Here is a 25,333-nt window from a genome sequence, read left to right as displayed (position 1 = left end):
AAGGTGCGCGCCTTCCCATCCTGATTAGGTTCAAAGGCCCGGCATGACCGAACACACCACTGACCCGCTGCATGGCGTGACGCTTGAACAGATCCTCAATGCGCTGGTTCAACACTACGAATGGTCGGGGCTGGCCGAGCGTATCGACATTCGCTGCTTCAAGAGCGACCCGAGCATCAAGTCGAGCCTGACTTTCCTGCGCAAGACCCCCTGGGCCCGCGAGAAGGTCGAAAAGCTCTATGTGAAGCTGATGCGCACCAAACGCCCGCTCTAAGGAATGTCCATGGCTGTCGAGCTGACGCGAGGTTCGCCCGTCGAACGCCAGTGCATTCGCCTGGCTGCCGTACTCGGTTGGCTGGGCCTGAGCATCCAGCTGTACCTGGTGTTTTATGGACGCTGGAGTGTCGAGGCCAGTTTGCTCGGCGGCCTGGTGAGCTACTTCAGTTATTTCACGGTACTGACCAATACCCTGGTGGCCGCAGTGCTGACCAGTGCAGCCACGAGCCAGCAGTCTCGCGGACGGACGTTTCTGTTGCAGTCGTGGGTCAGCAGCGGCATCGCGGTCAGCATCAGCGTAGTCGGCCTGGCCTACAGCCTGTTGCTGCGCCACCTGTGGCACCCGCAGGGTTGGCAATTGATCGCTGATGAGTTGCTGCACGACGTGATGCCGCTGCTGTTTGTGCTCTATTGGTGGCGCTGTGTGCCCAAGGGCCACTTGCGCCTGGGGCATATCGGCCTGTGGGTGATCTACCCGCTGCTGTACTTTGCCTATGTCCTGCTGCGGGGGCGCTCGCTGGGGATTTACCCTTATCCCTTTGTCGATGTGGAAAAGCTCGGTTATCCCCAGGTGTTTCTCAACGCCTCGGGGATCCTGCTCGGGTTTGTCGTGGTGGCGTTGGTGGTGCTGGGGCTGGATCGCTGGCGCGCACGACGGGGATCACGTGTGTAGGCGCGAGCCTGCTCGCGAAAAAACTGAGCCCGCCGTGGGGAATCAGGGAGCGCGCGTTATCGTTGACGCCCATCGCGAGCAAGCTCGCTCCCACATCTATGGTTACCCCCTTTTCTGCAATACTGTTTTTGATGTCGTGTTTGGCTTGCTTTCATCTATCCGGCGTCTGAGTGGGGGTGCTACCCCGCGCCTCGATGAGAATCGATGCCCAACGATCCTGATTAGTGAAACGGCCTTTCAGCCGTGTGGGAGCCCAGGGTTGTCGTCAGGCCGGTTGGCCGTTCACGTCATCAGTTATCCAGCATCGCAAAACCAGGTGGGTTGGTGCTCGGGTGACAGCGGGGTCAGGCGTTCATCGCGCTTGGCCCCGCATCGAATACAGTGTGGTGTGCCGCAATTGCCCAAGCGATCCTCGCCAACTTGTTGGCTAGCGCGCAGACCACGTGGTTGGAGTGATGGTGGGTCGCTATCAAATGGCGGACCCACTCCGCCAGCACGCCTTTCTGTCGATCCAGATGCATCAAGTAAACTCGGGCGCACTGGATCAGCAGCCGTCTCTGGTTTCTGTCTCCACGTTTGCTGATACCTAAAAGTACAGTTTTCCCGCCCGTTGAATGCTGTTTGGGGACCAGGCCGATCGAGGCTGAATAGCCTCGGCCACATTTGAACTGCTTGCCATCACCCAACTCGGCAGCCAAGGCGCTGGAGGTGATCGGGCCGACGCACGGGATTGTCATCAAACGAGCAGCCAGATCATCTTCAGCGGCTTGGCATTCCAGTTCTTTGTCCAAGGATTTGATCTGTTCGTGCAAGTAATCAAAGTGGTCATGCATCCGTATCAGCAGCTTTTTGATCGGATCGGGAAGTGAACTCGCCTCAAGCAGCGCCGTGAGCTCGTTGATCGACTTGAACCCCGGAGCCAAGCTGATCCCGACTTCCAGGAGTGCTGCGTGAATCCGATTGACGGTCGCGGTACGGTCTTTGATGAACGAATCACGCGTTGAATTGAGCATGGCCAGCGCCTGTTGAGCCTGTGTTTTGGCAGGAACAAAACGCATCGTTGGACGGGTTGCCGCCTCGCAAATCGCCTCGGCATCGGCGAAGTCGTTTTTGTTGCTTTTGACATAAGGGCGCACAAGGTGCGGCGCAATCAGCTTTGCCGTGTGTCCAAACTTTGCAGCCTGCTGCGCCATGAAGTGAGCGCCGCCACAGGCTTCCATCACAACTGTGCAGGGCTCGAGATTGGCCAAATGTTGGACAAGTGCTACGCGAGTGAATTTTTTGCGGTAAAGCTCATGACCTCGTTCATCTTGGGCGTGAAGATGAAAGGAGTTTTTACCCAGGTCGATGGCGGCGATAGCTACTTTGTTCATGAGAATGGTCTCCGGTGAGCCCCCAGTGAAAGCTTAGTGGGCTATCACTGGGGGCGGCGGGGGTAACCATTTCATTAGTGTGATGCGGGCTTGCTCGCGACGTTACTGTTCGTTGTCGTCGAGTTGCCAGTAGCCCACGGCTTTGACGAATTGCTGATCCAGGCCCTTGTCATCCAGTAGCACCCGGCGGATCTGGCGTGACGCCTTGGCTTCGGTGGCGATCCAGGCGTAGAGCTGGCCCTCGGGCAGGGACAGCTGCTGCACGGTGGCCAGCAGGTGATCCTTGCCACCTTCACGCAAGACCCAGATCACCTCGACCTCGGCCGGGCTGTCGAGCTCTTGCTGCTCGGCGCCATTCTCGATTTCCACCACCACCAGTGCCCGGCGATTGGCGGCCAATCCTTCCAGGCGGCGAGCAATGGCGGGCAGGGCGGTTTCGTCGCCGATCAGCAGGTAACTGTCGAAGATATCCGGCACCACCATCGAGCCGCGCGGCCCGGCAATGTGCAGGAATTGGCCGGGTTGCGCCTGTGCCGCCCAGGTCGATGCAGGGCCGTCGCCGTGCAGGACGAAATCAATGTCCAGCTCCAGGGTGTCCAGGTCATAGCGGCGCGGGGTGTAGTCGCGCATCGCCGGCTTTGGCCCCTGATCGTTATTGGCCCCCAGTTCGAGCGTTTCCAGGGCCGCCTGTTCCTCGGCATTTTGCGGGAACAGCAGTTTCACGTGGTCATCCGTGCCCAGGCTGATGAACCCGGCCAGTTCCGGCCCGCCAACAGTGATCCGGCGCATGCGCGGCGTCAGGTCGATTACCCGCAGTACCTGCAGGCGGCGGCGTTTGATTTGGTGCATGACGCGGTGGATGGTCTGGGTGATCACTTCAGTCATTACGCGTTCTCCTGAACCGATTGTGCTTGCGGGCCATCGACTATGGCCTTGGCGGTATTGTTGAGCAGGTCGCGGACCCGCAGGATTTCTTCCGGGCTCCAGCGACCGTGGTGCATCTGCAGGGCATGGCGCAGGTTGTGCACTGCCTCGTGGATCTCGGCGGGGCGGTCGTGGCCGCGCAGCGAGCGCTTGCTGACTTCAATGCGCATCCGCACGCCGTCCAGGGCAATCGCTTGTTCGCCCAGTGACTGGCGGCCGGCGTCGGTGATGGCGTAGCGTTTTTTGCCGCCGTCGGCGTCGCCCAGGATCAGTTCGCTTTCTTCCAGGAAGGTCAGGGTCGGGTAGATCACCCCGGGGCTGGGGCTATAGGCGCCATCGAACATGCTTTCGATCTGGCGGATCAGGTCATAGCCGTGGCAGGGCTGTTCGGCGATCAACGCCAGCAACAGCAGCTTCAGGTCGCCAGGGGCAAATACCCGAGGCCCGCGGCCACCGCGTTCGCGGCCCGGCCCCGGGCGTTTTTCGAAGCCGTCGCGGCCGTCGGAGTGTTCGCGGTGGGAATGATGGTCTCTCATTTTTGCTTTCTCTCGTCGTGTTTAGACATAACTTAAGATATATCTTTGAGAAAAAGCAAGCACCCCGGACCAGCGGTGCCGGTTGTATACAACCCCCCTGATCGACCCCCCCTGCGAATCTGCCGGGCTCGCCGTGTGCTCGCCTGGTGACGACTCGATCCTGCGCAGGCGGCAATTTCCTTATTGCACTAGCGGGTGTTTTTAGTGCTAACTCTCTAATTAACTAGTTTCCCCCTTTATTTATTAAGGCAGTGCTATTAGTCTTACGGAAGTTGTACTGAGGATTCTCCCTGTATGGGATTTCCAGAGAATCTGTATGTGGTTTCAGTCTGACGGCTGTTGAGCTGAGTGTTTGATTTTTATTGTTTTTTCTTTCCGCTTGGGTAGCACTCCAGCTACGCCAAAGACGGAACTTGCCTGCTTACTTTTAAAAATAAATGTTCGATGATTTGCTGGCTTTGAAAGTTGAGACAAAACGCCATCTCGGCGTTTGGCTGGTCACCAGCCAGTTGTCGCTTTTACTGCATCGACCCTTTTAAAAGACAGGTACTGAAGATGTTCAAGAAAATCGCGTTCGCTGCTCCCCTGGCTGTTCTGGCTCTGAGTTCTTCGATGGCGTTTGCTGCAGACGAAATTCGTAGCTCAATCAACATCAGTGCCACCATTCCAAGCAAGGTTTTTCACGCTCAACCAGTGAATCCTGACTTCGGTAAAGATGAAACGATGGCCTACAATCTGGTCGACGGCACCTTGAGCCCGTTGCGTGCAACTTACGACGTTCGGCACACCAACGGTTCGGTTAACGCTTATGTAGAAGGTGGTCCGCAACCTCTGTTCAACGGTGCCAACAACATCGCGCTGACCTACACCTTCAATGGCGTAACCTTGACCGGCGCGTCTGAAGAAGTGGTAGGCGATGCCGAGTCCAACGGGGGCATGCGGGCTGATCTGGTGATTGCCGCAGCCAAGCCAACAGCCACTCAGACAGGTCTTTATACGGCCAATCCGGTTGTGATTTTCGATGCAATTCCTCGCGTCACTCCGTAAGTACGGTTATGAAATAAGGTCTTTCCTTATTTGGTAATTCTTCCCGGTCGATGGGTAATCACTACCTGTCGATCGGGATTTAACGCACTGATCTTCAGAGTATTTCGTTCATGTTCCCGATGACTCCCATCGCGACGGCGCTTGCCTTGCTTTTTTGCGCAAATGCACTGGCCGCGCCAGCGGAAAACCGCCATACCCCTCGAAGTTTGCTGGCACAGGCCAAGGGGCTGCCGACCGAGTTCGAAGAGCACTTCTTTGATGTGCCGTTGGCGGTGCGCGTGGAACTTGACCAGCAATTTCTCGGTGAGGCGATGGTGGTGCTAACCCGCGACGATCGTATCACCCTCGTTGACTTCGCCGATGTCGGCGACAGCACGATCAAGGCCAGTGAACGCGACACCTGGTCGAACTATCTGAAACAAGGGGTAGCGCTGGGCGGCTGCCAGGCCAAGTGCCCGGAGCAACTGTTGGCGGTGCACTACAGCCTTGAAAACTCGCTGGTGTCGATCCTCACGGAAAATGCCGAGCGAGACGACCAGGCGCAGCGTTACTACACACTGCCTGAAGGCGGCAGCACCGGGTTGATCGTGCGCAATCAACTGAACCTCAACGGTGGCCAGAATCAGGATCTGGGTGGGCGTTATGGTCTTGAGGCCAGTAGCAGCCTGGGCAACTGGACTCAGGCGATCAATATGCAATTGTCCCGACTGGGCGGCATGGACAACACGCTCTATCACTCGGTGAATGAGCTTTACACTCAGCGCGAACTGGAGGGCAGCTTCCTGCGCCTTGGCCTTTTCACACCCTCGTCCGAGGGGTTGACCCGACAGCCGCGTACCTTTGGCACCAGTCCGGACACTGCGCTAGGCGTCATGTACGGCAGCTCCGACAGTCTGGCCATCAATAATCTGAAACCGGCGGTCTATCCGATTTACGTCACCGCCAATCGCCAAGGCTCGGTGGAAATCTACCGTGATGGTTTGTTAATCAACACCCAGGCAGTGCCCGCCGGGTTGCAGACCCTCGATACCCGGCCGTTGCCGGGAGGGATCTATGAAGTGGAAGTACGCCTGATCGAAGACGGTCAGATTACCTCCAGCACCCAGGAACTGGTCTACAAGCCCAGCAATTGGCGCAATCACGACGAGCGCTGGCGCTACAACCTGTTCGCCGGCCGTGAATCCAAAGTGCTGAGCAACTGGGATGAGCAGGACGACGGCGACATGACTGCCGGTGCTGCATTCAATTTTCTGCTGCATCCACGAGTCATTCTTGGTTTGAGCGGGCGACAAGTGCGGGACACATTGCAGTATGGAACCTCGCTCGATTGGGCGATCGTCAACAGTGCCAGTCTTTATGCCAGCGTCTACCAAACCGAGGATTACGGCACCGGACTTGATGTTCAGGGGCTCTATTCCTATGGCAGCGGCAGCATCGTCGCCAGCCACAACCGCAGTTGGCTCGACACGACCCGGCTCTACGACACGTTACCGGACGGTACGCGAGTGCGGCAGCGCAATGTCTTTGTTGGTCAGACAAGTAACTCATCGCTGTCGGTGAATCATCGTCTGACCAGCAAAAGCTCGATCAATGCCCGAGTCTCCCACAGTGAAGGCAACACCGAAGGCACAGGGGTGGATCTCGGATGGACCCAGCGTACCCGTCTGTTTGGCAGCGATGCCAACTGGCGGTTGTCGTTGTTCGACAGGCCGGGAAGTTTCAGTTCGGGTGATGACAGGAATCGCGGCATCGACCTGAGCGTCAACATCGCCCTTGGCGGCCCGGGTGAGCAGATCTCCGGCAGTATCGGTACCCGCACTGCCCGCGAAGGTGGCCGGGATAACAACGCGTCGATTACCTATCGCAAAGACCTTCAGGATCACCTGTTGCAAAGTGTCTCGGCCACGGCCATTACCGATACCTACGGCGTCGGTTTGAATGCCATGGCGAACATGCAATCGGACCTGGTCAATGGAGACGGATTCATACAGCGCTCCTCTTTCAACAACGACCTCACCGGTGGCTTGAACCTGGACAGCACCGTGGCCGTCGGCGCGAGCAAGATGGTCATTACCAGCCAGTATCACCGCGACGGTGCTGGCATGATCATCGATGTGGAGTCGGACATCGAAGATATCGCGCTACGCGCCGATGATTTGAGCGGCGGCAGTGCGTTACTCAAGCCGGGGCGCAACTTTGTGCCGATCACCGCCTACAAAAGCAGTTCCGTGAGCTTCGATTTCGAGGGCAATCATGTGCCCGCGGCGAGTATCCAGCCGGCCCGTTCCAGCTATCACCTGAACAAGGGCGGCGTGGAGTACCGCAAGATCACTGTCAGCAAAACCGTCACCGTGCTCGGCCGCTTGGTCGACCCTCAGGGCAAGCCGCTCAAGGGCCATCACATCATCAACCACGCCAGTCGTGGCGTCAGCGAAGTCGATGGCTTTTTCTCCATGGAAATGAATGCAGGTTCACCCACGCTGGAAGTGCGTTCCGGTAATCAGTTGCTTTGCCAATTCCGTCTCGACCCGAACAACGCCCGACGTGAAAACGATGTGCTGATGATCGGTGATTTGCACTGTACGCCGGATACCTTGGCGGATATCACCGAAGCCGTGCAAAACGCCGGTTAATAAACACTGCTGACTATCTGGAATCGCAAAATGATAAATCTTTGGACAGCCTTTCAATTGCTCAGGACAAGGACGATTTTGATCGGCTGCTGGTTATCTGTTTCGGCAATGAAGGCTGGAGCAATCGTCCTGCCGATTACGGCCACCTTCAATCCTGAGCCGGGCAACCCGCTGAAAAACGAATTCAAGAACACAACTCCCAATCAAGGGTTCTGCAGGCACTATCCGGACATCTGCAGGGCTCACAATATATTCAGCCTGCGCTCTCACGTGGGGGGTGTGCCACTTAATGGTCCTATCGAGGCCAATCACGCTGACATACGCGCGGGGGCAATGATCAAGACCCCTGCAGCCTGGCGCAACTTGTCAGTGAGGCACCGCGAAACTGGCGAAGAGGTCATGTTAGAAGTCCGTATTGCCGGGATGGGCGGTGTTTACGACCTGAGCCATAGCGTGTTGGAACTCACAGGTACCACTGATTACAGGGTAGCGCATAGGGTGTTATGGGGCAGCAATTGGGCAACTGCACCGAGTCCCTGTGTAAGTATCGGCCCCAATGCCTATTATGGTTATACCGGCTTCGCTTTTTTTTGGCTGACGCCTGAAGAACAGGTTTGTAGCAAACAGGCCAAATTCCCCATTCCAGGTTTTGGCCACCGCTACCTGGACTTCACCTATCAACTGCGTACGCCGGACCCGCTGAAAATGTCGACGGGGATCTATGAAGGTACGCAGGTATACACGATCATGCCTGGGGGCGATTTTGACCTTGGCGACATAGTCGCTCCCACGGATTCAATTATCCAACTCGATTTTACCCTGACCGTGGAACACGCCCTGAAGGTTGATGTTCCACCCGGAGGCAATCAAATCGAGTTGGTCCCCCAGGGAGGTTGGCAAGGCTGGTTGAACCAGGGACGTAAACCTGTCCGTTTGTTCCGTGATCAGACCTTCACTATCTCGACATCCAGCCGCTTCAAGATGCGGCTTGAATGCCAATACATCGTCGGCAACACCTGCGCGTTACGTGAGGCGAAATCTGCTGATCTTGTGCCATTGCAAATGGGCGTAAGCCTGCCCAACGGCCTGACAGATGCCTCAGGGCAATCAGTCAATCGTCTTCCCCTTCGACTCGATGGCAGTGGCTCGGAGCTTTTTCAACCCGGTTTTTATCTCGATCGTAAGCCGGGAACCCTGCACTTTGAAATTGCCCGTGAACACGTCGAGTCGATGCTGAGTGAGGGCGTTAGAAAAACATACTCGGGTGATGTCACGGTGATCTGGGATTCGGAAGTTTAAACCCATGTCGGTGGATCCGATTCGGGGGGTTAATTTATTGAGGTGGTATGTCATGAAACGTCTGTTGGTACTCTTTGGTTTTTCTGTGTTTTCCCATGCAGCCCTGGCTGGGCCGCAAATCAATGTCGGAGTTGTTTACGACTATCTGGATGGCGATAAAAGTACTTACTTGAAACGTGTTTTCAACGGTGGTGACAGCACCGCTTTCGTCAAGATCAACATCCTCGAGATTATCTATGACGTCGATGGCAAGGCCCGGGAAATTCCACTGGAGAACCAGGCAGATGGCACTTCCCGCAATGGCTTGATGGCCAGCCCCGCGCGCTTGATCGTGCCGGCCAACGGCATGCAGGGTTCGCGGTTGTTGTACATGGGGGAGCGTGAAAAAGAACGTTACTTCCGCGTGCGCTACGTGCCTGTGGTGCCGGAGAAGGAAGATGAGTTTGCTGTGTCCGTCGAAGAGCGTGAAGACTACAAAAAGAGCCTGTCGGCAGGGGTCAACGTACTGGCCGGGTACGGCACTGTATTTTTCGTACGTCCAAAAGATACTCGTTACGACAGTGTGATCGAGAACGACGTCAGCCAGTACCGAATCCGTAATAACGGCAACACCGTGGTGGTGATCGATGAGTTCAAGGACTGTTCAGTCAAGAACGAACAGGAATGCCAGCCCGCTACCAAGCACCACATTCTGGCCGGTCGAACATTCAAGTTCGATAAGCAGGCAGGCCGTGAATACCGTTTCACCATGGTTGAAGGATCCAAAGCCACGAAGCTGGACGTAAAGGGATAACGCTGAGCATTGGGCGGAAGTTGTGTTACGGCTTTCAGCCTTTTTAATTGCGTGCAGTGCAAACAGGTGATGACACATGTTTAAAAAATTAATGACCCTCATTTCGATGGTGGCGCTGACGCTGGGCAGCGTTTGTGCGTATGCCGTGATGGAGCGAGAAACTTTTGAAGTTTCGGTGACCATTCCGACGGCGGATTTTTATGTGTTGCCGGCTGATCCGAACTGGATTGGACGGGAGCAGAAACTGGCTTGGAATTTGACTGCGCAGGAACTAAGCCCGCTGCGCAAACAATTCGATGTAAAAAACAGCAATGGTCAGATCACCGCACGATTAAGTGAAGTACCTTATTTGAGCAATGGCCGAGAGGTCGACAACATCGCTCTGGACGTTCAGTTCAACCGAGTAAAACTCACGGTAGAGGATGCGCCCGTGATTTCGGAGATGGATGGCAAAACCGGCAAGCGTGTGGAGTTACTGATCGCAGCAATCAAACCGGATGACGGTTACAAGCCCGGTGAGTACTACGGCAGTGTGCACATGATTTTCGAGGCCCTTGCTCCTTGATTTGTTAGGGGCAATAAGTGGCGGGTGGTTCCATTACGTTGGAGTTTCAGGTCAATTCATAATGAGATTGTTTTTTTCGTCAAGAACAATAGCTGCGATCCCGCTTGCGGTAGGCTTGCTGGCGGGGTCGCATGTCCCATCTGTCGGCGCAGTGGTACAGGAAATAACCGCGAAGTTTGTGCCTGATCCGGCAAATCCCTTGGTCAACAAATTTGTAAACACTACGCCGCAAAGTGGTGTTTGCCCAAACTATGTTGCTGGCACTTGCGCGCGATTAGGTATTTTCAGTCTGCGGGTGCCTGGCTTGAATTTTCGCTCTACACAGCCCATTCCTGCCGGGCATACCGACCCTCGGCAGGGGGCGACCTTCAGTGTGCCGTCGAGCTGGCGCCCACTAGAGGTCGTGCACAGTCGCACAGGTGAGCGAGAAACTGTTGAGATGCGTGTCGCCGGAATTGGTGGAACCTGGAATATCGCGAGGCCACCGGGAGTTAGTGCCTGGGCGACGACGCCGGGAGGCCGTTGGCGCGCGCCATGGACACGCCCAGCCGCCCCCTGTACCGGTCTCGACATAAACCTCGCCGGCGTCAATTTTGCTTTTTTCTTTTGGCTCTTTCCCGAGGGAGCGGGGGCCTGCAGCATATTGCCCTATATCGATATTCCCTGGTTCCAGCACAGCTCAGTCGAATACGTCTATGAACTCAAGACCCCCAACCCTCTGAGTATGTCGTCGGGGCAGTATCGAGGTTCATTGACCTACACTACAGGTCCTGGTGGTGACTTCGACATGGGTGATGTCATGCTGCCAAACGACACGGCAATCACCCTCGATTTCACCCTGGATGTCATGCATTCGCTGAAGGTAGACATCCCGCCGGGCGGCAACCGGATCGAGCTGATGCCCCAGGGCGGTTGGCAAGCCTGGTTGAATCAAGGGCGCAAGCCAACACGCTTGTTTCGCGATCAGACCTTCAACGTCTCGGCCTCGTCGCGTTTCAAGATGCAGCTGGAGTGCCAGTACGCCATTGGCAATACCTGCGCACTACGTGATACGGCATCGGCCGATCTTGTGCCCCTGAACACGAGCGTGACCTTGCCCAGCGGCCTGACAGATGCCTCGGGACTGCCGGTGCAGCATCGGCCCCTGCGACTCGACGGCAGTGGCACCGAGTTGTTTCAGCCGGGCTTTTATGTCGAACGCAAGCCTGGAACCCTGCACTTTGAAATCACCAGGGAATACGTCGAACAGATGTTGGAGTTGGGTGTTGGCAAAACCTATAGAGGGGATGTCACCGTGATCTGGGATTCGGAAATAGGGTAACGACCGCCCCTTCAAAGCGCCCCCACGCTTAACGTTTGGCCGTTGCCACAGTTGGCTGGCACATCGTATGGGTGCCCGGTTGCAGGTAAGGCGTGAGGATCGGCGCCATGCCCTTGAGCACTTGCACCGGCAAGGCCGAGGTGAACTTGAAGCCTTGGGCGGAGGCTCCCGGCACGAAGGCAGTCAGGGTGCCGAAGTGATGATCGCCAATGTAGAACACGAAAGTCGCGGTGCGGTTGATCGCCTTGGAGCTGAGAATGCGCCCGCCCGAACCGACGGCTTCGATGCGGTTGTCGCCGGTGCCGGTCTTGCCGCCCATCGCCAGTGGCGTGCCATCGGCCAGTTTGAAGCTGCCAGCCACACGTTTTGCGGTACCGGCGTCGACCACCTGTGACAGTGCTTCACGCAGGGCCGTGGCCACTTCCACCGGCATGACCCGCTTGCCGGCGTCGGGGTCGTTGGTCAGGCGAGTCTCGTAGGGAGTGTCGGCGGCGAAATGCAGGCTGTCGATGCGCAGGGTCGGCATGCGCACACCGTCGTTGAGGATGGTGCCGACCAGCTCCGCCAGGGCGGCAGGGCGGTCGCCGGAACTGCCGATGGCGGTGGCCAGCGACGGCACCAGGTGGTCGAAGGGGTAACCGACTTTTTGCCAGCGCTGGTGAATGTCGAGGAAGGCTTCGATCTCCAGCATGGTGCGGATGCGGCTGTCGCGGGCGCTCTTGTGCTTGCTCTTGAACAGCCAGCTGTAGACCTCCTGACGCTCGAACTGGCTGGCCTTGACGATCTGGCTGAACTTGGCGTCCGGGTTATTGAGCAGGTAGCCGATCAGCCACAGGTCCAGCGGGTGGACCTTGGCAATGAAGCCCTGGTCGGGAAGGTCATAGGCACCGGGGCCGTAGCTGGCGTAGAGGCGCTCCAGGCGCTCGTCGGTGAGTTTTTCCTTGGTCTTGAGGGTTTTCAGGTGCGAGCGCACAAAGCTGTTGAAGCTCTCCTGGGAAGCTTCGGGCAGCAGATAGCGGTGCACCGCGGCCAGGCGAATCGCCGTGGGGTGCATGCTGTCAAGGAAGGTGTCGAGACGCGCCTGGGTGTCCTTTTTCTGGTACTTCTTCCAGAACTTCAGCAGGAACGAAGTGCCTTCGCGGTCGGCGAACTGGGCCAGGTATTCCTGGCGTCGCGGGTTGACGTCATCCTTGAGCAACTGGCCACTGTTGTCCGGCCCGGAATAGGTGGTGTAGCGCACGAGGTCGCGCATCAGGCGAATGAACGGCAGGTTGATCGACTCGCGCAGGGAATCGCGCAAGGTCGGCAGGCGGCCGTTGTCCTCTTTGCGAAAGTTGTGGAAGGTGTGCAGGCCGCCGCCGGTGAAAAAGGCTTCGCCGGGGCTCGCCGAGTATTTGCGGTCCAGGGCGGCGCCGAGCATTTTCGCCAGGCTGCGGTCGCTGTTCTGGATCAGGTAGTCGACGGCCCAGCGGGTCAGTCGGTCCTGGTCGGCGACTTCGACTTTTTTCAGTTCGGCCGGGGTCTGGGCGACGTAACGGTCGTGCAGCTGCGCGATGATTTGCAGGTAGGTGGTCAGCACCCGCAACTTGGCGGTGGAGCCCAGCTCCAGTTTGCTGCCTTCGTTGATGTCGAACGGTTGGTCGGTGCTGTCGGTTTGCACCCGCACGCGCGAGCCGTCGGGGGTCAGCTCGAGCAAGGTGAAGCTGTAGCGCACTTGCGCGGTGCTGGTGGCTGTCAGCAGGCGCTCGCCAAGCAGGCCGATTTCGGCGGCAAACACCGGGTCGGCGAGGCGCTTGAGGTAGTCGCTGGCTTGGGTCTGCAGGTCGCCCTGCAAGGTGCTGGTGGCGGACAGGTCAAGACGGTCCAGGTCATACAGCGGGCGGTTGAGCATGGAGGCCAGGCGACTGCGCGCGACGCTGATGCCTTTGTTGGTTTCAATCGGCTGGATGGTCGGTTGTTGCACCCAGTCACGGTAGGTGACCTTGCTGGCGAGTGCCGCGCTGGTCAATGCCGGGTCGAGCACGGCGTTCTGCGCCAGCAGGCGGATATGGCTGTCGGTGAGGTTCGCCAGGTCTGCCTGGCCCTTGGTCAGGTAATACGAGGGCCGGCGCTGGGCAATCATCAACGAGAGCACCTGGCGCAAGGCCAGGCCGCGTTGCGCCAGGCTTTGCGGATCGCTGGCCTCGCTGGCCAGGGCCTGGTTGACCTGGTTGAAGTCGGCGCCGTACCACACGCGCAACCCCTCGGCCATGCCATGCACTTCGCCATGGCCGGGGACTGCCGACAGCGGCACGCTGTTGAGGTAGTCACGCACGATATTCTGCCGGGCCTCGAGGGTCTGCGGGCCGTCCTGATAGGCACGCACGCTGGCGGAAATCATCTGGCGAATCTTCTCGCCACCTGAAACGGTCAGGCCGTCCGGCGAGTGGCGGTACTTCTCCAGTTGGGTGGCGAGGGTGCTGCCGCCGGCAGTCTGGCCGGGCAGGTGGAGCATCTTGGCCACTTGTGACCAGGCGGCCTTGGCGAAACGCGGCCAATCGACGGCAGGGTTGGCCTTGGGTTGCTTGGGGTCCAGCAGGTCACGGTTTTCGATGAACAGCAGGCTATGGGTGACCAGTGGCGGAATCGAGGCGAAGCTCGAATACAGCTGCTGTGGGTATTTGAATTGATAGAGCGCGGCGGTGGTGCAATCGGTGATCGACAGGCCGGCCTGGATTTTCTCGGCGTAGGGCACAAAAAAGCCGTTCTTGCTGTACTCGAGCAGCTTGGGTGAAAAGCGGGTTTGCGCGGCGATCACATAATCGCGCTTGAGCAGGCGTGGCAAAAAGTCCCCCAGCGCGCTATAGCCCAGGCGTTTATCGAAAGGCCCGGCGCCCGGGTAGAAAATCGAATCGCTGGGCCCTGGGTGCATCGAGTAGCTCAAGGACGCCGCGAACCGGCTGAACTCCCGTGCCTGGAAACGTGAGGTCCGGACCTCTTTTTCAATGGCAAAGCCAAGCACGATCAGGATGATCACCAGCAATAGCCAGAACGAGCGCCAAGCATAGCGGCGACGGCTTTTTTTCGGTAAAGGCGCTTCTTCCACGCTGTCAGTTGGCACCACAGGTTTACTCGAATCGGTTTGCCACAAAGCGCCCATAGTCGACTGATCCATTCACGCAGATTGATCGGACTTGTCTGAAGCTTAGACGCTGGTGGCGCGGGGTGAAAAATTTGTATGAGCACAATCGCAGCGCGTGGTGCGGTGCGCCTACCGGTCGTCGGCGAACCTCTAGAAGAGGCGCTCTAGAGCCTTCAAACCGGTAAATACGGCCTAGGTAGGGGCATGACGTTGCACCATTGCTGTGCAATACTCCGCGCCGCTTCGCAGCTCAGTAAATGTGCGAAATGCAGGTGATACACCTCTGCAGATGGGGCTTTTGTCGAGAGTTCCTTCTGAATTTTGTCGTTTATAGAGTGAAAGTAACTGCGATAAGCTTTTTATACTGCGCGTCCCGCTGATCCTGCAGGTTTTGTCCTACAGGACGGATTCACCCACGAAGTGGATCCGGTTTCAGGAAGTGTCGGCCTATCGGTCGGTGCTTCGACACTCGGTGGTCATATCCAATAACAAGACGAGGTTGTACCCCTATGCCAGTCGGCAATCACCAGCACCACGGCGAGACCGCTCAAGGCGGCCCGCTCAAACGCGAACTCGGCGAACGGCATATTCGCTTGATGGCGCTCGGCGCCTGTATCGGTGTCGGTCTGTTCCTGGGTTCAGCCAAGGCCATCGAAATGGCCGGCCCGGCAATCATGCTGTCCTACATCATCGGCGGTCTGGCGATCCTGGTGATCATGCGCGCCCTCGGAGAGATGGCCGTGCACAACCCGGTGGCGGGCTCGTTCAGCCGCTACGCGCAAGACTACCTGGGCCCGTTGGCAGGTTTTCTCACCGGCTGGAACTACTGGTTCCTGTGGCTGGTGACCTGTGTTGCGGAAATTACCGCGGTGGCGGTGTACATGGGCGTCTGGTTCCCGGACGTGCCACGCTGGATCTGGGCGCTGGCCGCACTGATCAGCATGGGCTCGATCAACCTGATCGCGGTCAAGGCATTCGGTGAGTTCGAGTTCTGGTTCGCCCTGATCAAGATCGTCACCATCATCGCGATGGTAGTCGGCGGCATCGGTGTGATTGCCTTCGGCTTCGGCAACGATGGCGTGGCCCTGGGTATTTCCAACCTGTGGACCCATGGCGGCTTCATGCCCAACGGCGTGCAGGGCGTGCTGATGTCCCTGCAGATGGTGATGTTCGCCTACCTGGGCGTTGAGATGATCGGCCTGACCGCTGGTGAAGCGAAGAACCCGCAGAAGACCATCCCCAATGCCATCGGCTCGGTGTTCTGGCGCATTCTGCTGTTCTACGTGGGTGCCTTGTTCGTGATCCTGTCGATCTACCCATGGAACGAAATCGGTACCCAGGGTAGCCCGTTCGTGATGACCTTCGAGCGTCTGGGCATCAAGACCGCCGCTGGCATCATCAACTTCGTGGTGATCACCGCAGCGCTGTCGTCCTGCAACGGTGGCATCTTCAGCACCGGGCGCATGCTCTACAGCCTGGCGCAGAACGGCCAGGCACCTGCCGGTTTCGCCACCACCTCGAGCAACGGCGTACCGCGTCGCGCTTTGCTGCTGTCGATCTTCGTGCTGTTGCTGGGCGTGTTGCTGAACTACATGGTTCCGGAAAAAGTCTTCGTCTGGGTGACCGCGATCGCCACCTTCGGCGCCATCTGGACCTGGGTGATGATCCTGCTGGCGCAACTCAAGTTCCGCCGCGGCCTGAGCGTTTCCGAGCGTGCGGCCCTGAAGTACCGCATGTGGCTGTACCCGATCAGCTCCTACCTGGCGCTGGCGTTCCTGGTGCTGGTGGTCGGCCTGATGGCCTACTTCCCGGAAACCCGCATCGCCCTGTATGTCGGCCCGGCGTTCCTGGTGCTGCTGACCGTGCTGTTCTATGCGTTCAAGCTGCAACCGACCAATGCCACACAAGGTGCGGTCAGCCAGGCGTCTTGATGGCCTGATGCGCTGTACCAAAAAGCCCCGGTTGATTGACCGGGGCTTTTTATTTGTGCGCTGTTTGTTTATCCCGACTTCGGCAAGAACGCGTCCATCAGCAATACCTCGCACTCTCGGGCCTGGTACTGGTTGATCTGCGGCACCAACCGGCGGAAGTGCTCGGATTGGCAATGGGCGTCCAGCGCGGCCTGGTTCGGCCATTGTTCGACGAAGACAAAATGTCCCGGATCGTGCTGGTCGACGAACAGGTCGTAGGCAATGCAGTCGGGTTCCAGGCGGGTTTTCTCCACCAGTTCGGCGTACCACGGGCGCACGGTGTCGATGTGTTCGGGCTGGATGAAGTCCTGGGCAATCACTTTGAGCATGGGTTCTTCCTTGGGGTGCGCGGTATCAGGCCGCCACGTCATTGGCTTCGAAGCTGTCGGCCCGAGCCATTTGCCACATCCGCGAATAGAACTCGCCGCTGACTTCACCGGTCAGCAGTTCACCGGGCTTGAGGAACACATGCAGTTGGGAGAACAGTTTGATCTCGGTGGCTGACATGCGCCGCACCAGGTGTTTGGCTGACAACTGCGAGGGGTGTTCGAGGCCGGCGGCGGCGAGCATTTCCGCCAGGGCCTTGAGGGTGCTGCGGTGGAAGTTGAACACCCGCTGGGCCTTGTCCGGTACCACCAGGGCGCGCTGGCGCAAGGTGTCCTGGGTGGCGACGCCGGTCGGGCATTTATTGGTGTGGCACGACTGCGACTGGATACAGCCGATGGCGAACATGAAGCCGCGCGCCGAGTTGGCCCAGTCGGCACCGATGGCCAGTACGCTGGCGATATCGAACGCGCTGACGATCTTGCCGCTGGCGCCCAGCTTGATCTTGTCCCGCAGGTTCAGGCCCACCAGGGTGTTGTGTACGAACAGAAGGCCCTCGCGCATTGGCACGCCAATGTGGTCGGTGAACTCCACGGGCGCGGCACCGGTGCCACCTTCCTTGCCGTCGACCACGATGAAGTCCGGGAGGATTCCGGTTTCCAGCATGGCCTTGGCGATGCCCATGAATTCCCAGGGGTGACCCAGGCAGAACTTGAAGCCCACCGGTTTGCCGCCGGACAACTCACGCAATTGCTGGATGAAGTGCATCATTTCAATCGGCGTGGAAAACGCACTGTGGCGCGACGGCGAGACGCAGTCTTCGCCCATGGGTACGCCGCGGGTGTCGGCGATTTCCCGGGTCACCTTGTGCTTGGGCAGGATCCCGCCGTGGCCCGGCTTGGCGCCCTGGCTCATCTTGATTTCGATCATCCGCACTTGCGGGTTCTGGGCCTGGGTGGCGAAGCGTTCCGGGTCGAAGCGGCCATCGGTCGTGCGGCAGCCGAAGTAACCGCTGCCCAGTTCCCAGGTCAGGTCGCCGCCGTGTTCACGGTGATAGGGGCTGATGCTGCCCTCGCCGGTGTCGTGGGCGAAGTTGCCGAGTTTCGCGCCCTGGTTCAACGCCCGGATGGCGTTGGCGCTGAGGGAGCCAAAGCTCATGGCCGAGATGTTGAACACCGAGGCCGAGTACGGCTGGCTGCACTGCGGGCCGCCGACGATCACCCGGAAGCTGCTGGGATCGGTCACCGGGGCCGGGCGCATCGAGTGGCCGATGAATTCGAACCCTGACTGGTAGACATCGATCAGAGTGCCGAAGGGTTTGTCGGCACTTTCATTCTTGGCGCGCGAATAGACCAGTGAGCGTTGGGCCCGGGAAAAGGGCAGGGCGTCGCTGTCGGATTCCAGCAGGTACTGGCGGATCTCCGGGCGGATGCCTTCCACCAGGTAACGGATATTGCCCAGGATCGGGTAGTTGCGGCGCACCGCATGGGGGCTTTGCAGCAGGTCGAAGATACCCAGCAGGCTCAGCAGGCCGGTGATGATGGTCAGCGGCCAGACCCACTCATGGTGCAGAAACGGCAGGCTGGCGAGGGTAAAGATCACACAGGCGGCAAAGAAGGCGTAGCGGCTCAGGAGTGACAGGCTCATACGGGTTCCTTGGGTTCGGACTCATCAAATTCGGCACGATTTTCTACAGGTCGGGATTTGCTTGTGCCTGCAAAAATATCGAAAACAGCTCGGACTGGGATTTGATCCCCAGCTTGCTGTAGATGTGTTTCTTATGGACTTTCACGGTTTCGGCAGAGATTTCCAGCTTACGGGCGATTTCCTTGCTGGAGCAACCGCTGAGCATCCAGCGCCCGACATCCAGTTCGCGGGCAGTCAGTTGCGCGCCCTTGATCTGTTGCAATGAAGCTTCCAGGCGGCTGCGCCAGTCAGTGTGCTGGGCCGGCGGCTCAGGTGTGGCTGGTACCTCGTTTTCATAGGGCAGGCGTTGGCGCAGCAGGCTCAGGACCCACGGCTGGATCAGCGACAGCAGGGCGATCTGTTCGCTGCTGAACCGTTGCTGGCTGCCCAGCGACAGGCACAGGGTGCGCTCGCCCTCGAGCTGGCAATTGAACTGGATTTCATCGGCCACCACGTTCAGGCGAAAGTAGCGCTGGTAGTACTCGGTCAGCTCGAAGTGCTCGGGCGCTACCTCGGACAGGCGATAGAGCCCAGTGCGCGCCTGCTCGCGGCTGGCGATGTAGAACGGGTCCAGCAGGAACAGGCCCATCAGGTAATCCTGGAACAATGGGTCGGGGCTACCGTCTGCACTCGGGCATTCGCCGAACACCAGGGGCCGCTGATCCCCGTCGAAGAGCACCACCACCCAACTGTCGAAGCTCAGGTACTGGTCCAGCAGGCGCACCAGTTGGGTCCAGAAGTTGGGTTTGTCGAGGGCATCGATCAACTGCCCGATGGAGCGGTGCCAGGCGATATCCTGCCGCGAGTGATTCATTCAGCGTTCCCGGTCGGCTCACGGCCTGAAGTTGCCGAACATACTGGCCCAGACAGGCGGCAGGGGCAATCCATGGAGGGTGACGCAGCCCCGGCGGCCGTGGGATCCTTGGTTTCTTTGAACCAAGGCCGCTGATTGTCCATGACCGATTCCGTTTGTGTTGAGCCCCGTATTATCCGCATTGCTGCCGCGCTGTTGATCGGTCCCGACGGCCGCACCCTGCTGGTCCGCAAGCGTGGCACCACTGCGTTCATGCAGCCGGGCGGCAAGATCGAAGCCCACGAACAACCGGTGCAGGCCCTGGCCCGCGAGCTGGAAGAAGAGTTGGGGTTGCGCATCGATACTGCCCAGGCCCGTTACCTGGGCCCGTTCTGCGCACCGGCGGCGAATGAGCCAGGGTTTGTGGTCGAGGCCGAAATCTTCCTGCTGCAGATCTACCAAACCGTGTGCCCGGCCGCCGAGATCGAGGAGGTGGTGTGGGTCGATCCGCAGGTTGAACCGGATGTGCTGCTGGCGCCATTGACACGGGACCTGATCCTGCCGTTTTATCGTCGTTCACTGAAGGCTCCGGCCTGACCGATCACTGACAAGGACTGCCTGATGATTACTGCCCACGACCTGCTGATTTTTGCCGCGGCGTCCCTGCTCCTGGTACTGACCCCGGGGCCGAACATGATCTACCTGATCTCTCGCTCGATCTGCCAGGGGCGTAAGGCCGGAGTAATTTCGCTGGTGGGCGTGGTGGCGGGTTTTTTTGTGCACCTGTTCGCGGCGGCGGCTGGCTTGACGGCGGTGTTCCTGGCGGTGCCGATGGCCTATGAGGCGCTGAAGTGGGCAGGGGCCTTGTACTTGTTGTGGATGGCCTGGCAGGCGGTCAAGCCCGGCGCTCGCTCGCCGTTCGAGGCGCAGCAACTGGCACCGGACTCTTCGCGCAAACTGATGATGATGGGTTTTCTCACCAGCGCGCTGAACCCGAAGATCGCGGTGTTCTATCTCTCGGTGTTTCCGCAGTTCATCAACCCTGAGCACGGCTCGATCTTCTTCCAGAGTATCGCCCTGGGCCTGACCCAGATCACCGTCAGCTTTACCGTCAATCTGCTGATCGCCCTGTTCGCCGCAGGCATCGCCAGTTGGTTCGTCAACAACCCGAGCTGGCTGGCGGTGCAGCGCTATTTCATGGGCTTCGTCCTGGCGGCCCTGGCCGTACGCCTGCTGTCTGAACCGAAAAGGATGGTATAGGGGCAGCGGCCTCTCACCGGACCACGCTGACCCCGTCCAGGGTGGAGAACGAGGTGTCCTTGGCGGTCAGCAGGAAGTCACGCATGTACGGCGCATCCAGCATGTCGGCGCGGATGCCGGCGTACAGCGTGGCGAACAGGCCTTTCTCCCCCAGCCGCTTGGCCTTCACATAACCCCGTGAGCTGTACTCATGCAGGGCCCAGTGGGGCATGCCGCAGACACCGCGACCGCTGGCGACCAATTGCATCATCATCACCGTCAGCTCCGAGGTCCGCACCTGGGCCGGCTCGATGTCGGCCGGCTCGAGGAAGCGGGTGAAGATGTCCAGCCGATCCCGTTCCACCGGGTAGGTGATCAGGGTTTCGCTGAGCAGGTCCTCGGGCACGATGTAGGGCTTGCTGGCCAGGCGATGCTGATTGGCTACGGCAAGCATCGCTTCATAGGTAAACAGCGGCACGTAGGTGATCCCGGCCAGCTCCAGCGGGTCGGAGGTCACCACCAGGTCGAGGTCGCCACGGGCCAGGGCCGGCAGCGGAGCGAAGGAAAAACCCGAGGCCAGGTCCAGTTCGACTTCCGGCCAGGCATCGCGGAACTGGTCGATGGTCGGCATCAACCATTGAAAGCAGCTGTGGCATTCGATCGCCATGTGCAGGCGTCCGGCCGTGCCGCCGGCCAGCCGGGCGATGTCGCGCTCGGCTCCGCGCAACAGCGGCAGGGTGGCGTCGGCCAGTTGCAGCAGGCGCAGGCCGGCACTGGTGAAACGCACCGGCTTGGTCTTGCGCACGAACAACGGCATGCCCATGCGCTCTTCCAGTTCCTTGAACTGGTGGGACAGGGCCGACTGGGTCAGGTGCAGGCGTTCGGCGGCGTCGACCAGGCTGTCGGCTTCACGCAGGGCGTGCAGGGTCTTCAGGTGACGGATTTCGAGCACCGTGGCCTCCATGAATAAATTTTGTGATGAACACGAAAAGGTTGAGTTTGTCTCATGATGGCCTGGCTGTCGACAATAGGCCCATTATTTATTCAGGAGTTAAACGCCATGGCCTTGGCCCACACCCTCGGTTTTCCCCGCATCGGCGCTGATCGCGAACTGAAAAAAGCCCTCGAAGCCTATTGGAAGGGCGACCTCGATCAAGCGGCCCTGCAAGCGGTCGGCCGCGATCTGCGCGCCAGGCACTGGCAGTTGCAGAAAGAGGCCGGGATCGACCTGCTGCCGGTGGGTGACTTTGCCTGGTACGACCAGGTCCTGAGCCATTCGCTGACCTTCGGGGTGATTCCCCAACGCTTCGACAGCACCCGTGATGACCGGGGCCAACCGACCCTCGACAGCCTGTTCGCCATGGCCCGTGGTGCCACCGCGACCTGCTGCGGCGGTGAGCATGCCCAGGCGCAATATGCCCAGGAATTGACCAAGTGGTTCGACACCAACTACCACTATCTGGTCCCGGAGTTCAGCGTCGACCAGCAGTTCAAGCTGAGCTGGGAACAACTGTTCGATGAAGTCGACGAAGCTCGCGCCCTCGGTCACAACGTCAAGCCGGTGATCATCGGCCCGCTGACCTACCTGTGGCTGGGCAAGGCCAAAGGCAACGACTTCGACAAGCTCGACCTGCTGGAACGCCTGCTGCCGGTGTACAACGAAATCCTCGGCCGCCTGGCTGCCCAAGGCGTGGAGTGGGTGCAAATCGATGAGCCGATCCTGACCCTCGACCTGCCACAGGCATGGAAGAGCGCCTTCGAACGGGCCTATCACATCCTCCAGTACTCGCCGCTGAAAAAGCTGGTGGCGACCTACTTCAGCGGCCTGCAAGACAACCTCGGGCTGGCGGTCGGCCTGCCGGTCCAGGGCCTGCACATCGATGCGGTACGTGCGCCCGACCAACTGCTGCACGTGCTCGATCGGCTGCCGACCTACAAGGTTCTCTCGGTGGGCCTGGTCAACGGTCGCAACGTCTGGCGTTGTGAACTGGAGCCGGTCCTGGCGCAACTGCAAGTAGCCCAGGAGCGCTTTGGCGACAACCTGTGGGTCAGCAGTTCATGTTCGTTGCTGCACAGCCCGGTGGACCTGGAACGCGAGGACCAGCTCGATCCTGAACTGAAAAGCTGGCTGGCTTTTGCCGTGCAGAAGTGTGGCGAGATTGCCGTGCTGCGTGACGCCCTGAACGATCCGCAGTCGCCCAAGGTGCAAGCCGCACTGGCGCAAAGTCGCGCGATCCAGGCCAGTCGCGCCCAGTCGCCACGGATTCACAAGGCCCAGGTGCAGGCCCGTGTCGAGGCCATTCGCGACAGTGACAGCCAGCGCCAGTCGGGGTTTGCCCAGCGCATCGAGCAGCAACGCGCACGCTTGCAGTTGCCGGTCTTCCCGACCACCACCATCGGCTCGTTCCCCCAGACCGGGGCGATCCGCCTGGCCCGCCAGGCGTTCAAGCAGGGCAAGTTGTCGGCCAACGACTACACCGATGCCATGCACAGTGAAATCCGCCACGCCGTGCAGATTCAGGAACGCCTGGGGCTCGATGTGCTGGTGCACGGTGAGGCTGAGCGCAACGACATGGTCGAGTACTTTGCCGAGCAATTGGACGGTTATCTGTTCAGCCGTTTTGGCTGGGTGCAGAGCTACGGTTCGCGCTGTGTGAAACCGGCGATCATCTACGGCGACCTCAGTCGTCCGAAAGCCATGACCGTGGACTGGATCACCTACGCCCAGAGCCTGACCGACAAGGTCATGAAAGGCATGCTCACCGGTCCCGTGACCATGCTGATGTGGTCCTTCCCCCGGGAAGATGTGTCACGCAAAGTCCAGGCACAGCAGTTGGCGCTGGCCCTGCGCGATGAAGTGCTGGACCTCGAACGGGCCGGGATCAAGATTATCCAGATCGATGAAGCGGCGTTCCGCGAAGGCCTGCCCTTGCGCCAGGCGCAGTGGCAGGAGTACCTGGATTGGGCAGTGCAGGCGTTTCGCTTGAGTGCGTCTGGAGTGCGCGATGAAACCCAGATCCACACCCACATGTGCTACAGCGAGTTCAACGATGTGATCAAGTCGATTGCGGCGATGGACGCCGACGTGATCACCATCGAAACCTCGCGTTCGGACATGCAGTTGCTCGAAGCCTTCAAGGCCTTCGACTACCCGAACGATATCGGCCCGGGCGTGTACGACATCCACTCGCCGCGAGTGCCCGACACCCAGGAGATGGTCAAGTTGCTGAGCAAGGCGGTGCAACGCATCCCGGCCGAGCGCCTGTGGGTCAACCCGGACTGCGGCCTCAAGACCCGGGCCTGGCCGGAGACTGAAGCCGCGTTGGTCAACATGGTGGCGGCGGCTCGCCAGTTGCGCAGTCAGTTGGCTTGACGCATCGCCGGATGAGAGCGGGCGTAGTCAAGCAATTTGCCCAGTCCTTGCAGCAGTCGAGCGTAGCCTAGCCAGCTCGGCAGCTGCTACAGGTTGCTGTCAGCGCTTAACTGATCGTGGGATCACTGCGCCTGAGGCTCAGTTGTTCGGTGTAGATGCGCTGGCCGGCAATCTTCAGTTCTGTAGCCGGCGTTTTGAGGACTGCCTTGACATCCAACGTCTTGAATGGCTCCGCCGACCGCTCGGCGAGATTCATCAAACTGTCACGCAACTGTGGCAGCGCGCTTCAACAAAGTTCATCAGACTCGCGCTCTACTGGGGTTCTGCGTTTCGGTGTTTTTCATGCGTGTCTTGTGTTTATCCGCGGCCATCTTCCTGGCCGCGCTGTGTTTTGGCCCGGCGTCCTGGGCGGCGCCGCGCTGCGATGTCAACGTGGTGACCCAACATGCCGACCTGGCGCAAGTGAGCCTGGCCTACCAGAGCATCGGCCGCGCCTCGGATCCGGCGCTGCTGCTGGTGATGGGCTTGGGTGGGCAGTTGATCCACTGGCCGGACGAGGTGGTGGTGGCCCTCTGTGAGCAAGGTTTTCGGGTGATTCGCTACGACAATCGCGACGTCGGCCTGTCGACCTGGCGCCAGGCTCCTGCCAGCGCCAACCTGACCTTCGAGGCCTTGCGCTATAAGCTCGGCCTGCCGGTGTCGGCGCCCTACACCCTGAGCGATATGGCGGACGATGGCCTGGGCTTGATGGACGCCCTGCACGTGAAGCAATTCCATGTGCTGGGGGCGAGCATGGGCGGGATGATCGCCCAGCACATGGCGGCCATGGCGCCGCAGCGGGTCGAGAGCCTGACGCTGATCATGAGCAGTTCCGGCGCGGCGGGCCTGCCGGCGCCCAACGCGGCGCTGGTGCAATTGCTCGCCCGGCGCAGTGCGCCGAACCGCGAAGTGGCCCTGGAGCAACAGGCCGATCTACTGGCCGCCCTGGGCAGTCCGCAGGTCACCGATGATCGCCAGGCGCTGCTGCAGCAGGCAGCGCAGTCCTATGACCGGGCGTTCAATCCAGAAGGGGTCAAGCGCCAGATCATGGCGATCCTCGCCGAGCCAAGCCGGGTGGCGTTGCTCAACCAGTTGCGGGTACCGACCCTGGTGGTGCACGGCACGGCCGATCCGTTGCTGCCAGTGATGCATGGCATTCACCTGGCGGCGCACATCCAGGGCAGCCAGCTCAAGCTGATTCCAGGGCTGGCCCATCGATTCCAGGAGGCATTCAAGGCGCCGTTGCTGGCGGCGGTATTGCCCTACCTGCAGCAGCACCGCGAAGACACCTCGCATTGGGCGCAAATCGAGCCAGTGCGGGGGATGAATCTGCTTTGAACGCTGCGCC

The 25,333-nt window shown here is 59.5% G+C and carries 22 protein-coding genes; 13 read left to right on the top strand and 9 right to left on the bottom strand.

Going from position 1 to position 25,333, the window contains the following annotated elements; translation table 11 throughout:
- Window positions 1-43 precede the first annotated feature (43 nt).
- Together PspS04_RS22060 and PspS04_RS22055 are read left to right on the top strand one after the other, a co-directional pair.
- Complete coding sequence (locus tag PspS04_RS22060; protein WP_095166001.1) at window positions 44-274, top strand: VF530 family DNA-binding protein; 231 nt, start codon at window positions 44-46, stop codon at window positions 272-274.
- A gap of 9 nt (window positions 275-283) precedes the next feature.
- Window positions 284-949, top strand: coding sequence for a Pr6Pr family membrane protein (locus PspS04_RS22055; RefSeq protein WP_159997779.1), 666 nt, complete (start codon window positions 284-286; stop codon window positions 947-949).
- A gap of 344 nt (window positions 950-1,293) precedes the next feature.
- On the opposite strand, the gene PspS04_RS22050 is transcribed toward PspS04_RS22055, so the two are convergent.
- From PspS04_RS22050 to PspS04_RS22040, 3 genes are all read right to left on the bottom strand, one after another.
- Window positions 1,294-2,322, bottom strand: a complete 1,029-nt coding sequence (locus tag PspS04_RS22050) for an IS110 family transposase (RefSeq protein WP_159997777.1) — start codon at window positions 2,320-2,322, stop codon at window positions 1,294-1,296.
- Between the two features lie 102 nt (window positions 2,323-2,424).
- Entirely contained in the window at window positions 2,425-3,207 is a 783-nt protein-coding gene (locus PspS04_RS22045; RefSeq protein WP_159997775.1) for a siderophore-interacting protein, read from the bottom strand.
- Window positions 3,207-3,782 (bottom strand): PadR family transcriptional regulator, encoded by a 576-nt coding sequence (locus PspS04_RS22040; RefSeq protein WP_095165995.1) that lies wholly within the window; start codon window positions 3,780-3,782, stop codon window positions 3,207-3,209. Before PspS04_RS22040 ends, PspS04_RS22045 begins: the two co-directional genes overlap by 1 nt.
- A 555-nt stretch (window positions 3,783-4,337) precedes the next feature.
- On the opposite strand from PspS04_RS22040, the gene PspS04_RS22035 reads away from it, so the two are divergent.
- From PspS04_RS22035 to PspS04_RS22010, 6 genes are all read left to right on the top strand, one after another.
- Entirely contained in the window at window positions 4,338-4,829 is a 492-nt protein-coding gene (locus PspS04_RS22035; RefSeq protein WP_159997773.1) for a CS1 type fimbrial major subunit, read from the top strand.
- A 110-nt stretch (window positions 4,830-4,939) separates the two neighbouring features.
- The gene (locus PspS04_RS22030; RefSeq protein WP_159997771.1) at window positions 4,940-7,462 is read left to right on the top strand and encodes a TcfC E-set like domain-containing protein; all 2,523 of its coding nucleotides are present in this window, start codon (window positions 4,940-4,942) and stop codon (window positions 7,460-7,462) included.
- Between the two features lie 30 nt (window positions 7,463-7,492).
- Complete coding sequence (locus tag PspS04_RS22025; RefSeq protein WP_159997769.1) at window positions 7,493-8,761, top strand: hypothetical protein; 1,269 nt, start codon at window positions 7,493-7,495, stop codon at window positions 8,759-8,761.
- A gap of 52 nt (window positions 8,762-8,813) precedes the next feature.
- Window positions 8,814-9,554, top strand: coding sequence for a molecular chaperone (locus PspS04_RS22020; protein ID WP_159997767.1), 741 nt, complete (start codon window positions 8,814-8,816; stop codon window positions 9,552-9,554).
- 76 nt (window positions 9,555-9,630) lie between these two features.
- The gene (locus tag PspS04_RS22015) at window positions 9,631-10,119 is read left to right on the top strand and encodes a CS1 type fimbrial major subunit (protein WP_159997765.1); all 489 of its coding nucleotides are present in this window, start codon (window positions 9,631-9,633) and stop codon (window positions 10,117-10,119) included.
- 439 nt (window positions 10,120-10,558) lie between these two features.
- Entirely contained in the window at window positions 10,559-11,440 is an 882-nt protein-coding gene (locus tag PspS04_RS22010) for a hypothetical protein (protein ID WP_335929812.1), read from the top strand.
- A 28-nt stretch (window positions 11,441-11,468) separates the two neighbouring features.
- On the opposite strand, the gene PspS04_RS22005 is transcribed toward PspS04_RS22010, so the two are convergent.
- On the bottom strand, window positions 11,469-14,579 hold the full coding sequence (locus PspS04_RS22005; protein WP_159997761.1) for a transglycosylase domain-containing protein: 3,111 nt from the start codon (window positions 14,577-14,579) through the stop codon (window positions 11,469-11,471).
- A gap of 491 nt (window positions 14,580-15,070) precedes the next feature.
- On the opposite strand from PspS04_RS22005, the gene PspS04_RS22000 reads away from it, so the two are divergent.
- Complete coding sequence (locus tag PspS04_RS22000; RefSeq protein ID WP_159997759.1) at window positions 15,071-16,492, top strand: amino acid permease; 1,422 nt, start codon at window positions 15,071-15,073, stop codon at window positions 16,490-16,492.
- A 68-nt stretch (window positions 16,493-16,560) separates the two neighbouring features.
- Here PspS04_RS22000 and PspS04_RS21995 read toward each other — a convergent pair whose 3' ends face one another.
- From PspS04_RS21995 to PspS04_RS21985, 3 genes are read right to left on the bottom strand one after another with little or no spacing between them, the layout of a single operon-like run.
- Window positions 16,561-16,860, bottom strand: a complete 300-nt coding sequence (locus PspS04_RS21995) for a putative quinol monooxygenase (RefSeq protein ID WP_159997757.1) — start codon at window positions 16,858-16,860, stop codon at window positions 16,561-16,563.
- Between the two features lie 25 nt (window positions 16,861-16,885).
- A complete protein-coding gene (locus tag PspS04_RS21990) occupies window positions 16,886-18,502 on the bottom strand; it encodes an FMN-binding glutamate synthase family protein (RefSeq protein ID WP_159997755.1) in 1,617 nt (538 codons plus the stop codon).
- 43 nt (window positions 18,503-18,545) lie between these two features.
- On the bottom strand, window positions 18,546-19,355 hold the full coding sequence (locus PspS04_RS21985) for a helix-turn-helix transcriptional regulator (RefSeq protein WP_159997753.1): 810 nt from the start codon (window positions 19,353-19,355) through the stop codon (window positions 18,546-18,548).
- 141 nt (window positions 19,356-19,496) lie between these two features.
- On the opposite strand from PspS04_RS21985, the gene PspS04_RS21980 reads away from it, so the two are divergent.
- Together PspS04_RS21980 and PspS04_RS21975 are read left to right on the top strand one after the other, a co-directional pair.
- Window positions 19,497-19,931: an NUDIX hydrolase gene (locus PspS04_RS21980; RefSeq protein WP_159997751.1), complete on the top strand. Its 435-nt coding sequence runs from the start codon at window positions 19,497-19,499 to the stop codon at window positions 19,929-19,931.
- 24 nt (window positions 19,932-19,955) lie between these two features.
- A complete protein-coding gene (locus PspS04_RS21975; RefSeq protein ID WP_095165974.1) occupies window positions 19,956-20,594 on the top strand; it encodes a LysE family translocator in 639 nt (212 codons plus the stop codon).
- Between the two features lie 13 nt (window positions 20,595-20,607).
- Here the strand turns inward: PspS04_RS21975 and metR are convergent, their stop codons facing one another.
- Window positions 20,608-21,525 carry a transcriptional regulator MetR gene (gene metR, locus PspS04_RS21970; protein WP_095165972.1) on the bottom strand — a complete coding sequence of 306 codons (918 nt, stop codon included), beginning with the start codon at window positions 21,523-21,525 and terminating at the stop codon, window positions 20,608-20,610.
- 108 nt (window positions 21,526-21,633) lie between these two features.
- On the opposite strand from metR, the gene metE reads away from it, so the two are divergent.
- Complete coding sequence (gene metE / locus PspS04_RS21965; RefSeq protein ID WP_159997749.1) at window positions 21,634-23,946, top strand: 5-methyltetrahydropteroyltriglutamate--homocysteine S-methyltransferase; 2,313 nt, start codon at window positions 21,634-21,636, stop codon at window positions 23,944-23,946.
- 106 nt (window positions 23,947-24,052) lie between these two features.
- On the opposite strand, the gene PspS04_RS21960 is transcribed toward metE, so the two are convergent.
- Window positions 24,053-24,202, bottom strand: a complete 150-nt coding sequence (locus PspS04_RS21960) for a hypothetical protein (RefSeq protein WP_159997747.1) — start codon at window positions 24,200-24,202, stop codon at window positions 24,053-24,055.
- 86 nt (window positions 24,203-24,288) lie between these two features.
- Between PspS04_RS21960 and PspS04_RS21955 the strand changes: the two genes are divergently transcribed.
- Entirely contained in the window at window positions 24,289-25,323 is a 1,035-nt protein-coding gene (locus PspS04_RS21955) for an alpha/beta fold hydrolase (protein ID WP_159997745.1), read from the top strand.
- Window positions 25,324-25,333: the final 10 nt, after the last annotated feature.

Source organism: Pseudomonas sp. S04, from assembly GCF_009834545.1.
Taxonomy (GTDB): domain Bacteria; phylum Pseudomonadota; class Gammaproteobacteria; order Pseudomonadales; family Pseudomonadaceae; genus Aquipseudomonas.
This window is presented reverse-complemented; position numbering and strand designations above follow the sequence as displayed.